Genomic DNA, 14,178 nt, shown 5'->3' with positions numbered 1-14,178 from the left:
CCCATAGCCTAATCCCCACAAACATGAAAATCCCCAATTCCAGTTAGTCAAAAAAAGTGGCAGCAAGGAATCTGTAAATTCCCCACTGCCAACATTTTTTCCTGTCGTGAACTTTGGACGGTACAGACAGGAAGCTTAAGCAGTAATCACTTAAACATTTAAAACTATGCAAAAAAAGATACTAAGACAATTAATAAAGATGTCTATGAGAGTTTTATATGGGTTCCTTATCCAGCTGGTATTTTGTACGGTATTGCTGGCCAATACCTCAAATGCCCAGCGGAAGACCATTGAAGATGTGCGTGTGGATGTCCGTCTGCAGAATAAGTCCCTGCAGGCAGTTATGGATGACTTGGAGCGTAAGACAGACTTTAGATTCACTTTTGATACCAATGGTATCGATACTGGCCAGCGGGTAGTTTCTGATGGTTTTACAGGGTCAGTATATGACTTGCTGGTCATTTTGTCCCGTGAAAGTGGTCTGAGTTTTACGCAGATCAACAACAATATTCACGTAAGTGAAAATGAGAATAGCGAAAAAGTAGCGATCAAAGAAGCTGCAGAAGTGACCATCAAAGGTAAAGTAGTCGATGAAGAGGGAATGGCCTTGCCGGGATTGACCGTCAAGATCGAAAGTTCTGGAAAAGGTACCGTTACGGACCTGGAAGGAAACTATAAGATCACAGCTGAAGAAGGAGATGTGTTGATATTTTCCTTTATCGGTTTTGAGACCCAGCGGGTACAGATCGGAAACCAAACCAGCATCGACGTGGTCATGAAAGAGGATACCCAAGCCTTGGAAGAAGTGGTAGTGGTAGGGTACGGTACTGTGAAAAAGAGTGATTTGACAGGTTCTGTCGTTTCCTTGCGATCAGATGAGCAAAACCAAGGTGTCAATACCTCTGTGGACCAGCTCCTGAAAGGCAAGGCCGCAGGTGTCAATGTGGTACAAAACAGCTCAGAACCTGGTGGAGGCGTTTCCATCAGCATCCGAGGAGCCAGTTCTGTCAATGCCGGTACGGGGCCATTGTACGTGATCGATGGATTGCCCATCGACAATTCGTCGATGACAGCTGGAGGTGGAGGCAATTATCCTGATACCCGATCACCTACCAACCCATTGGCAGCTATAAACCCCAACGACATTGAGTCGATTGAGATTTTGAAGGATGCTTCCGCAACGGCCATTTATGGTGCCAGAGGTGCCAATGGCGTAATCATGGTGACTACCAAAAAGGGTAAATCCGGACAGATGAGGATCAATTATGACGGCTATGTAGGTGTCCAGAATATTGCCAATAGATTGGATGTACTTAGCGCAACGGAATACCAAATGGTGATGAACGATATCATTGCCGATGGTGGCGGAATAGCCGACCAAACGGTGGATATCATCGAAGAAGGCGGAACGGACTGGCAGGATGAACTCTTCCGTACCAGTGCACCAGTGACCAATCAAAACCTGTCTTTTTCAGGAGGCAATGAAAAAACCAATTACTTTGCTGCGCTGAACTACTTTAATCAACAAGGAGTGGTCAAGAGTTCTGCTTTTGAGCGCTACAGTGCCCGGTTAAATCTCGAAACCAAATTTTCGGATCGATTGACGGTGGGATTGAACATGAATACCTCTTTCAGTGAAAATGATCAGGTGCCTGCACAGTCCTTTGGAGTGAATGAAAACAATGGAGCCCTGTATGCGGCCTATAATTTCGACCCGACATTGAGCATTTATGGGGATGATGGCCGCTATAGGATCTCTCCATATATCTCTATCGATAACCCGTTGGCCTTGGCCTTCGGCAAAAATGCCATGATCGAGCGGTATCGTAATATGGCTGTAACGTATGCCAACTATAAAATTCTACCAGAATGGTCGGTAAAGGTGAATTTCGGAACAGATGTGACCAATCAGCGTAAGGATGTGTACATCGACCGTTCGACCTTGGATGGGCTGGCCAACGGTGGCATCGCGACCATTCTGCAAGAGCGGCAGTCCAATTACCTGATGGAATTGACGACGACTTATGACAAGACCTTTGATGACCATCATCTTACCGCCCTGGCAGGGGTGACCACCCAAAAATTCTCCATGTCCAATACTGCCAGTCATGGCAAGAGTTTTCCTTCTGATGCTACCGGTACGGACAATATCGGCTTGGGAGATCCTACCCAGTTCAATATCAACAGCTTTAAGGCCACCAACCGTTTGCTTTCTTATTTGGGCAGGGTAAACTATACCTTGAAAGATAAGTACTTGTTTACAGGAACACTACGGATAGATGGTTCATCGAGGTTTGGTGAAAACAACAAATTCGGTTATTTCCCATCTGGTGCTTTTGCATGGAAGGTGAAAGAAGAGTCCTTTATGCAGGATTTGGAGGCCTTGAGTACCTTCAAGTTCAGGGCCAGCTGGGGGCAGACCGGAAACCAAGAAATAGGCAACTATCTTTCCATCAGTACCTTCGTGCCTGGACCTGATGCCGTTTTCAATGATCAGAAAGTATCCACTACCCAGCCTGCCCGTATTCCCAATCCTGACTTGAAGTGGGAGACTACCGAGCAGTGGGACATCGGATTGGATTTTGGGCTGTTTAGGGACCGGGTTTTTGGTAGTTTGGATTATTTTAGGAAGAATACCTATGATATGCTCCTTTTCCTGCCCATCCCTACCTCTACAGGATATACCAACAGGATTACCAATATAGGAAGTGTGAAGAATTCTGGTATCGAGGCAGCCATCACCTCGGTCAACTTTGACGGGGAATTTACATGGACCACAACGCTTAATCTGGCTACCATAAAAAATGAAGTGACCAGCCTTGGCGGAGTAGGGCAGATTATTGGTGGAGGTGCAGGTTTTGCCAACCAGATTTGGAAAATCCAAGAGGGTTTACCGATGTATTCCTTCTATGGCTACCAAGTAGACGGTGTATGGCAGGAAGGTGATGATTTTGACCAAACTACTGATAATGTGGAGCCTGGAGATCTTAAATTCCGTGATATCAACGGTGATCAAACGGTAAATGCTGACGATAGGGAAGTACTGGGCAATTCATTCCCAGACTTGACTTACTCTATAGCCAATACCTTTGAGTACAAGGGATTCAGTCTGTATGTTTTCTTCGAAGGGGTACACGGTATCAGCATGCTGAACAATAACCTTGTGGATACCTATTTCCCGATCAACTTTAGAAGAAATAAGTTTGCAGAGCCTTACCTCAACAGATGGACACCAGAAAATCCATCCAATGAATATCCTTCCTTTGTCAATCCAACGGCGCAGGGACAAAAAGAAGTCAACTCCTACACCATTCAGGATGCTTCTTATCTACGGTTGAATACCGTTACGCTAAACTACACCATTCCTATGCAGAGCAATACCTTCCGCAATGCACAGGTGTACGTGACAGGTACCAATTTGTTTACCATCACCAAGTATGATGGTGTGGATCCGGCAGTCAACCCAAATGGCAATGCCAATATCCGGATCGATTATAATGCCTATCCTACAGCGATGTCATTCTTGCTAGGGGTAAAACTTGGATTTTAAACAGGAAAACCGATGAAAACAATGAAAATACTAAAATATAAACTGATCGCACTGGGGATGGGAATGATGTGCGCTTGTTCGGATATGCTGGACGAGGAACTATACTCCCAAATGGCCCCGGAAAATTTCCTTACCACCCAAGAGGGAATGAAATCCACCTTGGACGCGGCCTATGCAGAGGGATACCTAAACGGCTACTCCCACCACAGCGTGCGGAATATCGAAGAATGGTGCACCGATATCGAATGGGAAACTGGCGGAGGTGAAAACCGGACTGCCGTCCTGATGATCGACTTCACCTGGGATGCCTCGGTGGGCTGGATGTACGGTGATATGTGGTTGAAGCCATATCGTGCCATCCGAAATGCCAATGTAGTATTGGAAAATGTGGAAGCGGCCAATATTGGAGATGAGCTGAAACAAACTTATGCTGCTGAAGCGAGATTTGTAAGGGCGTTGAGCTATTACTATCTGCATTCTTGGTTTGGTCCGGTGCCGTTACGGCAAAGTCCAGATGATGAAATTTACTTGGCTCGACCTTCGGAAGAAGATATGCGGCAGTTTATAGAGTCAGAGCTGCTTGCGGTGATTCCCAGTCTGCCGGCACCAGGTGAAGAACAAGCCTATGGCCGTGCCACAAACGGAGGTGCCAGAGCACTTTTGACAAAGTTTTATCTCAATACCAAACAATGGCAAAAAGCTGCCGATATGGCCCAGGAGGTGATGGATATGGGGGATTATAGTCTGTATCCTGATTATGCGATGCTTTTTAGGGTAGAAAACGAGCGAAATTCGGAGTTTATCCTAGCATATCCCCAGATCGCCAATAGTCCCGGAAACAACTATATCAATGGGGCATTTCCAGAAGGATTTGCCAACGATCCCAAAACAGGATTGACTTTCTTGACCTCTTGGAGGAATTGGGCAGCACAGTACCGATTGTATGATAGCTTTTACAATTCCTTTGAAGAAGGCGATGCGAGAATGGACCTGATCATCGACAGCTATATCAATGGCCAAGGAAATACCGTTTCTTTGCTGAACAACAACAATACCCGTTCTTTGAAATATTGGCCTGATCCCAATGGACTTGGCAATGAGCATGGTAATGATGTGCCAGGAGTGCGCTATTCGGATATTCTCCTGAGCCGGGCGGAAGCCCTCAATGAGCTGAATGGCCCTAATCAAACCTCTATCGATCTGATCAATATGGTCAGGGAGCGGGCTGAGCTGGATCCGTTGGAGTTGAGTGATTTCACTTCTACTGTACAATTAAGGAAGCACTTGCTCAATGAGCGGGCTTGGGAGTTTTATACCGAAGGCAAACGCCGTGAAGACCAGATCAGGATGGGGACTTTTGTGTCTTCTGCCATTGATCGGGGAGTTACCAATGCCAAGCCTACCCATGTGCTTTTCCCGATTCCCCAAGCGGCCCTAGATGCCAATGAGATGCTGGTGCAGAATGATGGGTATTAAGGGGAGACTAGTCTTGAGATGTTAATCTGGAGATATGAGACTTGAGTATTGAGACATGAGACATGAGAATCCTCCCCGCCACGGCGGGGAGGTTAGGTGGGGTTGTTAGGGAACAGGTAGGCTTAATGACATACCTGTTTTCTAGCCTATCCTACCAATAATTAGCGGTTTTGACGAATTTTTGATAGTAATTGAAAGATTTATGGCAGCTATCCAGCGATGGAATCAGCATCTTTAAATTTTAGACCAATGACCAGTACCATTACACAATGAAACCAAATAACCTAAAAAGTACCACCACCTTTATTCAGCCTGTTTCGAGAGGCCTTTGGCGTGTAATATCCATTTGTGGATATTGCTTGCTGTTGAGTGTTTTCATCATTCCCAAATCAGCAGCTAGGCAACAACCCGATATGATCGTTTATCTATCCGATGACCTTGGGTATTTGGATGTGTCGGTGTATGGAGCAGAGGTGGTGAAGACGCCAATACTTGAAAAACTGAGCCAAGAAGGAATGACCTTTGACAATGCTTTTGTGGCGTCACCTTCCTGTGCACCAAGTAGGGCTGCTTTGTTAACGGGTCTGATGCCGGCCAGGAATGGCGCAGAGGTAAATCATGCATACCCCAAACCAGCTATTCCGTATTTGATCGACCAGCTTAAGGACAATGGTTATTCCGTTTTTGCTTTTGGAAAGGTCGCCCATTATGGAGGGAATGAAAAGTGCGGTTTTGACTTTCACCATGATGAGCAGGTAAACCTGTACGATAATATCAGCGGTTACTTTGATAGTACCAAGGTAGAAGGGCCTGTCTGCATTTTTGTAGGAGACCGGAGGCCACATGTTTGGTGGACCGATAAGCTGGAGTATGATCCCGGGGAAGTGGACTTGCCCCCTTATTATATTAACACCAAAACTACTCGAGAGCATCGGGCGCGGTATTATACCGATGTGAGCGGAATGGATAGTGAAATGGGCCAGGTTTTGGATTACTTCGATGACATGTTGGGAGACAATACCCTTACACTCTTTACCAGTGACCATGGAGCACAGTGGCCATTTGGGAAGTGGAACCTGTATGATGCCGGTATCCGGACACCATTAATCGTAAAGTGGCCTGGTAAAATTACCCCTGGATCCAGAACAGGTGCGATGGTCAGTTGGGTGGATATTTTGCCCACACTGCTGGATGTTTCAGATAGTGAAATTCCCCAAAAATTGGACGGGAAGTCCTTTTTGGAAGTGCTAAAAGGGAATACCAATGATTTTAGGGATGAAATCTACACCACCCACACTGGTGATGGCAACTTCAACGTGTATCCGATGCGCAGTATTCGTGATGAGCGATACAAGCTCATCATCAACCTGACACCCAATGCCTATCACACCAATCATTCGGATATTTTGCGTAAGGACGGAGCGGGAGCTTTTTGGGACAGTTGGGAGGAGCAAGCCGCTCAGGATCCCTTGGCCGCTGCGGTGGTCCAGCGGTATTTTGTCCGTCCAGCAGTGGAGTTTTACGACCTCGCCAATGACCCCAACGAACAGCACAATCTCGCCAATGAAGCGGCATATCAGCCCCTAGTGGCAAAAATGAAAAAGCAATTGGACCACTGGATGGAAGCACAAGGCGATGAGCAAAAGCTGTACAAGCAGCCTTACTACTTTCCTGGTCCCAAACCCAATGGAACAACCATACAAGAACGTAAAAATGAACATTAAGAAGCAAGTTGTATTAGCCCTGTTCGGAGGAGCACTGGCATTATCAGGTTGCGGGCAGCATTCAAAGAAAGCCATCTTTGAGCAGCATGATGAGGCCATTTATTTGAAAGAAGGATGGATTCGCGATCCTTATATTTATTTGGACAATGATGGCTATTACTACCTGACAGGAACTACACCCTTGCCCGATGATCCGCGAGAGGAAACAGAACCTTATAATACGGGCCTAGATGCCCAAAATAGGGAGTTGTTTGGTACTCCTAGTATAGTGGGGCATAAGATCAGGGTCTGGAGAAGTGCAGACCTGCTAAATTGGGAGTCGCTTGGGGAGCCTTTTGACCTTGCGGAAGGCTATTGGGCCAAAAAAATGCCGGATAAACTGAACGAAAAGCCGGCCAGCGATTGGAGGCTGTGGGCGCCTGAACTGTACCATGTAGACGGCAAGTGGATCTACGTACACACTTCTCCAGATCCAGTAAAGGGAGGAGCCAACCTAGCGGTCTCCGAAGGTGAGGACATGTCTGGGCCTTTTTCCTTTCCCATGGGGGATGATATGCGGAACAAGCATGACCCAAGTTTGTTCAAAGACGATGACGGTACTTGGTATTTGCTTTGGGGAAATACCTTCATAGCACCTATCCAACCGGATTTCTCTGGACTTGCAGCCGAGCCAAAACGGATCGACCCTTCTGATCGGGTAATCGGTCATGAGGGAGCGACCTTAAGGAAAATAGGAGATAAATACGTGCATTTTGGTACCGCTTGGTCTACTGACAAGATGCGGAAAGGATCCTATAACCTTTATTATTGCACGGCGGATAACATCACGGGGCCTTATGGGCCAAGGAAGTTTGTTGGACGCTTTTTGGGACATGGCACTCCCTTTCAGGACAAGGAAGGAAGGTGGTGGTGCACGGCATTTTACAATGGAAATGTACCGCCAGTTGACAAAGAAGGTGTCCAAAACAAGGATTTAGGACAAACTGCCCAAACCATCAATGAACAGGGGACGACCATTGTACCACTAGAAGTGAAGGTGCTGGATGATGGTGAAATCTATATCCGTGCACTTGACCCTGATTATGCCCAACCTGGGCCCGATGAAGCACAGCAGTTTGAGTAGGGTCGAGGTTTCCATAAAATGATAAAAAAATGTCATTGCCAACGGAACGGTAGTGGAGTGAAGCAATCTCATGTTCGATAGATGAGATGGCTTCATTGTCGTTCTTCTTTCTCGTAATTATAGCCGGGGAGACCATGACGAAGACCAATAGATTATGAGTCAGTTATGAAGCTTTAAAAAAGTAACAAAGATTAAGCTAAAAATATCCTATGAAAGAGAGTTGTTTAACAGTAATTAAGAGTTGGGTTCCTTTGGTGATACTGCTTTTTGCAGCGACCTCAGCGATGGCCCAACAACAAGAAAAGCCCAATATCCTGTTGATCCTTGTGGATGATCTCAAGCCTAATTTGGGAGTGTATGGAGATGAGCATGCCATCAGTCCTAATATTGACGGATTGGCCAATAGCGGGATGCGCTTTGACCAGGCCTATTGTAATCAGGCTGTTTGTGTTTCCAGCCGTTATAATTTGATCTTGGGCGCTCGCTCTACGAGCACGGGGCTATATGATTTTGGCAAGGAATTTAGAGATGTCATTCCCGATGCGGTGACCATGCCGCAGTATTTCAGGTCGGCAGGCTATCATGCCGAGTCCATGGGCAAAGTCTTCCATATCGGCCATGGCAATACCAATGACGCGGCTTCCTGGAGTATTCCTCACTGGAAAGAAAAAGTGATTGAATATGTGGATCCAGAAAGCACCAATGGACAGCTGACCCGTGAAGAGGCTTTTTTCGAAAACACACCTATGTACATCGAAGGGACTCCGCCTAACCATGAACTGCCAAGGGGAGCGGCGTGGGAAAGTCCAGATGTGACCGATGAAGCGTATGCTGATGGACGTGTGGCGCGCCATGCCATTGACCGCTTACGGGACCTGAGCAAGGATACTGACCAGCCGTTTTTTATGGCGGTAGGTTTTGCCCGTCCGCATTTGCCCTTCAGTGTACCCAAAAAATACTGGGACATGTATGACCCGGAAAGTCTTCCGTTAGCAGAATTTGAAGAAGGCCCCGAGGGAGCTCCTGATTTTGCCGTCAAAAGAGGAGGGGAGATCAACCAGTTTTTTCCTATTCCTAACCATCAGCACATTTATGAAGATGATTTGCAGCGAAAGCTGATTCATGGCTATTATGCCAGTTTGACCTATATGGATGCCCAGGTGGGCAAAGTGCTGAGGGAATTGGAGCGATTGGATATGGATGAAAACACCATTGTGGTGCTTTGGGGTGACCATGGGTGGCACCTAGGAGATCACGCCATCTGGACCAAGCACACCAACTATGAGCAGGCCAATCGAATTCCGATCATTTTCAGGGCGCCTGGTGTGACGGCCAGTGGAAGCAGTACCAAGCAGTTTGCCGAAACAGTGGATATCTTCCCGACCTTGGCCTCTCTGGCAGGTTTGGATCGCCCTAAGGGCCCTCAGCCGATTGATGGTATAGACCTATCACCGACCTTGAGCAATGGCCAGACCATCATCAAGGACCACGCTTACCATGCCTACAATCGTGGAGGATATTTGGGCGAAGCCATTAGAACGGACCGCTATAGAATGGTGCGCTGGACGCATACGCAAGATAAAGGTAAAGAAGTGATCTATGAACTTTATGACTATCAGGAAGATGATCAAGAGACGAAGAACATTGCGGCAGAAAATCCAGAAGTAATCAAAGCCTTAGTAGCAAAACTGAACCAATATCCAAAAGCAAAAAGGCTCCCGTGACTTGGTTTTCGTGACTAAAAGTAATGAACGGGACCAAAACTAAGCAATTTTGAGGGCCAAGTTACCGGCGAGCAGTATCCGATAACTTGGCCTTGGTTTATGATCGTTGATTTTATAGGAGCAAGGCATGCATGCTGTCAATGAGAATGCGCTCTCCGCGCTGGTGTTTACGCCTAAGCTTGTGTGACCTATTTCAATAGCCAAATACATTGGATGCTACCCAGGGCAAACGCGTTTAGTGTTTTGAAGGGAAACAATTTTCGTGTAGGCATAGCTATCATCCGTGCCGCTGGCACTCCTTCGGGAGGTTGAGGAGAGCTTAAGCTCCTGCGGATGAATCCGCAGGTTACAAAATTTATCGTGCCGCTGGCACTTTGCCCCGATTTGTACATTGGAAACCGCAGTAGCCTATCTTACCGAATGGCGGGATGGGCTGAAAGAATGATGAGTTGATTTGGTTGAGGTTATACCCTGAATATGCATTAGCAACTGAGCATCCTGCCTAATCCGCCTTTGGCGGAGGGCCATATAGAAGGTGCAGGTGACAACAAAAAATGATTACACACAAAAGTGTAAGTTCCGTAGGAACGGCAGATATAAATGCAAATAGGAATATTTTTTTTAAATGCGTTTGCCCTGGGATGCTACCATTAACGGTGGACAGTGTGCCTCATAGTACAATGTACGAGGTACCAAATACGATGACGACATACCAAATACCACATACCAAATACTACATACCATATATTAAATACCACATACCAAAAAAACTACCGAATCCCCAGTGTCCGCTGAATATTGTGCCAATACTTTTTTCTTCTTCCCATATAGGGAGATACTTTTGGATTGTAGGGATAGTGGCGGTCTTTGGGGATGTTATTGATCAAGAGAGCGATCAATAGCAAGATGAGCGCACCAGTAAATACTGGGCTGAGCACATAGAAAAAGCCAAGTTCTTTTACTTTAGGGGTGCCGATAACGGCAATCAGGGCAGTGGCTCCGCCAGGCGGATGGAGTGCTTTTAGGATTTGCATGGCGATGATGGCCAGGGAAACCGCCGTGGCACAGGTCAGCCAGAAGATGTCCAGTTGGCCAATAGTCTTCATCACCGTAACACCTACAAAAGCACTGACCGTGTGTCCTAGGATCAGGTTTCGAGGCTGGGCCAAGGGACTGTTGGTGGCACCGTAAACCAACACTGCCGAAGCACCAAAGGAGCCAATCAGAAAAACCTTTTCCAATGCCCCAAACTGATGCAGTTCCGACTGGATAAAAGCAATGCAACCGATCCCCAAAAAGCCACCCAAAAATGTCCAAAGATGATCGATGGGGTTAAGAATGGTTTGCTTGTAAACTACGTAACGGGCTTTTCGATATCCTCGATTGACTTTTTTCACTGGTGGATTACATTGATTGCAATGCAAAAATAAAGAAGGTTTTGGTAATTGGCCTATAACTTTGGGTTACCAGCCCATTCTTATTTTTATCGATCATAACCCATGGTAATGGTATAGAAATAGGATCAAGTGCAAAAAAGCAAAAAGAGGCTACGCCCATAAGTCGGAATCGTCTGGCTCCGATGCGGTTAGGAAAGGCATCCCAACTACAAATTCCTAAAGAAATTGTATTGAGATTTTCCTAAGCATCGAAAAGACAACTTATGAGGTAGCCCCTTTGGTGGTTAAGTGATAGATGGTAGTTATTGGTCAGTCTTGCAGTATGCCAAAATAGAAATATAATGTTCTTTTGACAGGGCCATCCATATGGGTGTTTTCGCCCATTGGGCCATAGACCCCGGCATTTCCGGTGATCCCAAGTGCGAGCTTACTACCCAGAGCAGGAATTGCGTCCAAGAAGGAAATGTCGCCGTTGGGCAATGCAGGGTGACCTTTGGGGCCTGATATGCCATAGAAGTCAAATAAACGGACGTAGAGATTGGGCTCTTTGGCCACCACGTAGAACTTCCCTTGAGCGGTGTTGATTTCCATCCAGGCTACATCGCCAAAGTACCCTTTGAATTCAGGGTATTCCCATGGAGTGGCACCGGTGTGGGTGTCGTTGTACATGTTTTGATGCAGGTCAAATCTTCCTTGAGGGCGGTTTTTCCATACACGGAAAGGTCCTTTGCCCAGCCACTTGGCACTGATGACATTGGCCTCGGGGTAGTCAAAGCTGATGCCCGGATAAGCATAATCCCCTTCAGGTAATTCATATTCATAATCAAGCGTCACCCAGCCATTGTCGGCAATGCTCCATTCGGCATATTTCATTGCTCCATCATAGTTTACCCTAAACACGGCTGTACCGTCTTTCTCTTCATAGGAGACGTCGTTGACACTGATTTCTCCTTCTGTGAATACTGGGCCATTGCCAAAGGATAGTTCTGGGCCGGATGGCTTCTTGATGTTGATCAGCTTTCCATCGGCCTTATTGAACGTCAAGGCAAATCGGCCTCCGCTAATGGTCAAGACGCTGTCTTTGTCCTCTACTTTGCTGGCTTCATCTCCTTTGGCCATGATGGTTTCTTGGATCAATTGCCGGTTGGGCTGTAGACGCCAAGACCAGGTGTAGATTTCCTCACCATGTGGGTCGGTAGCGGTGAGCATCAGCGCATCTTGCTCATTATAGTTGGACGGTAAAGGCAGCTGTAGCGTGCCAGAAGCAGTAGGTGCCAAGTCTGGACCTTGAAGTTGGCCTGATTGCAGCGTTTTATAGCCGGTTTGGGGATTCCCGATGGCATTAAACGTTACCAACTTCCAGTCGAAGGTGACCTCGGCAAGATTGGTGAAATGGTAGCGGTTTTCGAGCTGAAGTACACCGTCCCAAGTAGCAATATCATTAATGGCTGCAATATGAACGGGTGAATAAATCTCTTTGATGGCGTAAACGCTGCCTTCCTTCTGACGGAACGGACCAACCAATCCGTCTGGGGCATTGAGCCTGTTGACGTCGATTTTGTTGTGAATGTCCGTTCTGATGATGCCTTCATCGGACAGCACCCAAAGGAAGCCTCCTGCTGACATCTTGGATTTCCACATCAGCTCCCAATAATCAGTAAGCCCGGAAGCACCACCACCATCATCTTGGCCATGGAGGAATTCGGTAGGCATGTAGATGAGTGTGTCCTGCAGTTTGCTTTGAAGGCTTTTATAATTTTCATAGTGGTCAGTGTCCACGTCATTGTGGGAATTGCCAGGGCGGTGATGGGCATGAAGCACCGGCCGTCCCGAAGGGTCGTACATCCCAAAATCATCGTCCAATTCCTTGTTGGTACCGCCTTCATTACCATTGCTCCAGAAGAGGATGGAAGGGTGGTTGAGGTCTCTCTCGACCAGTTCTTTGACCAATTTCTCACCTGGAGCCGTGTCGTAGGCATTTTGCCATCCTGCCAGTTCGTCCATCACATATAGCCCCAAGCTGTCACAGTAGTCCAAAAAGGAAGGGTCAGGAGGATAATGTGCCGTTCTCACCGCATTCATGTTCATCTCTTTGATCAAGAGGACGTCGTTTAGGTTGATTGCTGGTGTCAAAGACCGCCCCGTTTCGGGCCAGAAAGCATGTCTGTTGACACCTTTGAGTTTGATTTTGGTGCCATTCACATAAATGCCATCACCTTGTTTGATCTCGATGGTTCGGAAGCCAAAACGCTCATGGATTTTATGTAGCTGTTCTCCCTTATGCTCCAAGCTCAGTGTAAGGTGGTAGAGGTTGGGCGATTCTGAAGTCCAAGTGTTTACCTCGTCCAATTTATCAGAAATAACGACCTTCTTGTCATTCTTTTTAGCATTGGTTATAAATTGGCTGACGACGTTACCGGATTGATCGGTGATGGTGGCGGCCAGTTCGGCATTTTTTTCCAAGCCTTCGAGGGTTACTTCTGCGCTAAATGAGCCATCCGCTTCGGCTGTGATGGCCGCTTGGGCGATATGCTGCTTTGGCATGGCCTCTAAGTAAACTGGCCTGAAAATACCGCCAAAGATCCAGTAATCGGCATATCGCTCGGCACGGTTGACCGAATGGTCAGCTGACATTTTGCTCACGGTGACTTCCAAAAGGTTTTCTTCGCCAAATTTGAGTTTGTCGGTGATGTCATATTTAAATCGGTAGAAGGCGCCTTGGTGGATATCACCAGCCAACTGCCCGTTCACTTTTACTTCCGTATCGGTCATGGAGCCTTCAAAAACCAGTTCGATGGTTTTGCCTTGCCAATCTTCCGGTACGGTAAAAGTGTGTTTGTACTTGCCTTGTTCATCGGCAAATTGAAAATTTTTGCCGTATGTCACATAATCTCGGCCATAGTTATAGGTGCCAAAACCTTCTTGTTCCCAATGGGAAGGGACATTGATCGTGGTCCATTCACCGCTGTTTCTGCCTCCAGTGCAGAAAAAATCCCATTCTACGGTGTTTTTGCTGTCGGTACCGCTGAGGAATTGTTGCTCTGTTTGCTGGGCATTAAGGCCAAAGGCCATGAACATAAAAAGTAACCATGTCGATTTGGCTACACACGCTTGCATGCGTTGGGGTATCATATTTATTGTCATTGAATGTTATGGGTTGTAAGTACCAATTTCACTCAAAAAA

General features: G+C 46.7%; 7 protein-coding genes. 5 read left to right on the top strand and 2 right to left on the bottom strand.

The genetic code is table 11. From position 1 onward, the window contains the following. Positions 1–205 precede the first annotated feature (205 nt). From DN752_RS02230 to DN752_RS02210, 5 genes are all read left to right on the top strand, one after another. Positions 206–3,550 carry a SusC/RagA family TonB-linked outer membrane protein gene (locus DN752_RS02230; protein WP_245949428.1) on the top strand — a complete coding sequence of 1,115 codons (3,345 nt, stop codon included), beginning with the start codon at positions 206–208 and terminating at the stop codon, positions 3,548–3,550. Between the two features lie 21 nt (positions 3,551–3,571). Beyond that, positions 3,572–5,026, top strand: coding sequence for a RagB/SusD family nutrient uptake outer membrane protein (locus tag DN752_RS02225; protein ID WP_245949427.1), 1,455 nt, complete (start codon positions 3,572–3,574; stop codon positions 5,024–5,026). 269 nt (positions 5,027–5,295) lie between these two features. Further along, positions 5,296–6,750 (top strand): sulfatase family protein, encoded by a 1,455-nt coding sequence (locus DN752_RS02220; protein WP_112782465.1) that lies wholly within the window; start codon positions 5,296–5,298, stop codon positions 6,748–6,750. Continuing rightward, positions 6,740–7,873: a family 43 glycosylhydrolase gene (locus DN752_RS02215; protein ID WP_112786395.1), complete on the top strand. Its 1,134-nt coding sequence runs from the start codon at positions 6,740–6,742 to the stop codon at positions 7,871–7,873. The genes DN752_RS02220 and DN752_RS02215 overlap by 11 nt, the downstream gene beginning before the upstream one ends. A gap of 209 nt (positions 7,874–8,082) precedes the next feature. Beyond that, entirely contained in the window at positions 8,083–9,597 is a 1,515-nt protein-coding gene (locus tag DN752_RS02210) for a sulfatase (RefSeq protein WP_211324119.1), read from the top strand. 770 nt (positions 9,598–10,367) lie between these two features. Here DN752_RS02210 and DN752_RS02205 read toward each other — a convergent pair. Both DN752_RS02205 and DN752_RS02200 read right to left on the bottom strand, forming a co-directional pair. Next, complete coding sequence (locus tag DN752_RS02205) at positions 10,368–10,994, bottom strand: HPP family protein (RefSeq protein ID WP_112782464.1); 627 nt, start codon at positions 10,992–10,994, stop codon at positions 10,368–10,370. Positions 10,995–11,303: 309 nt separating this feature from the next. Continuing rightward, complete coding sequence (locus tag DN752_RS02200) at positions 11,304–14,138, bottom strand: glycoside hydrolase family 2 protein (protein ID WP_112782463.1); 2,835 nt, start codon at positions 14,136–14,138, stop codon at positions 11,304–11,306. Between the last annotated feature and the right edge of the window lie 40 nt (positions 14,139–14,178).

The sequence above is a fragment of the Echinicola strongylocentroti genome (assembly GCF_003260975.1).
Classification (GTDB): Bacteria; Bacteroidota; Bacteroidia; order Cytophagales; family Cyclobacteriaceae; genus Echinicola; species Echinicola strongylocentroti.
Note: the sequence above shows the minus strand (reverse complement) of the source record. Positions and strands in the feature narration are given on the sequence as shown.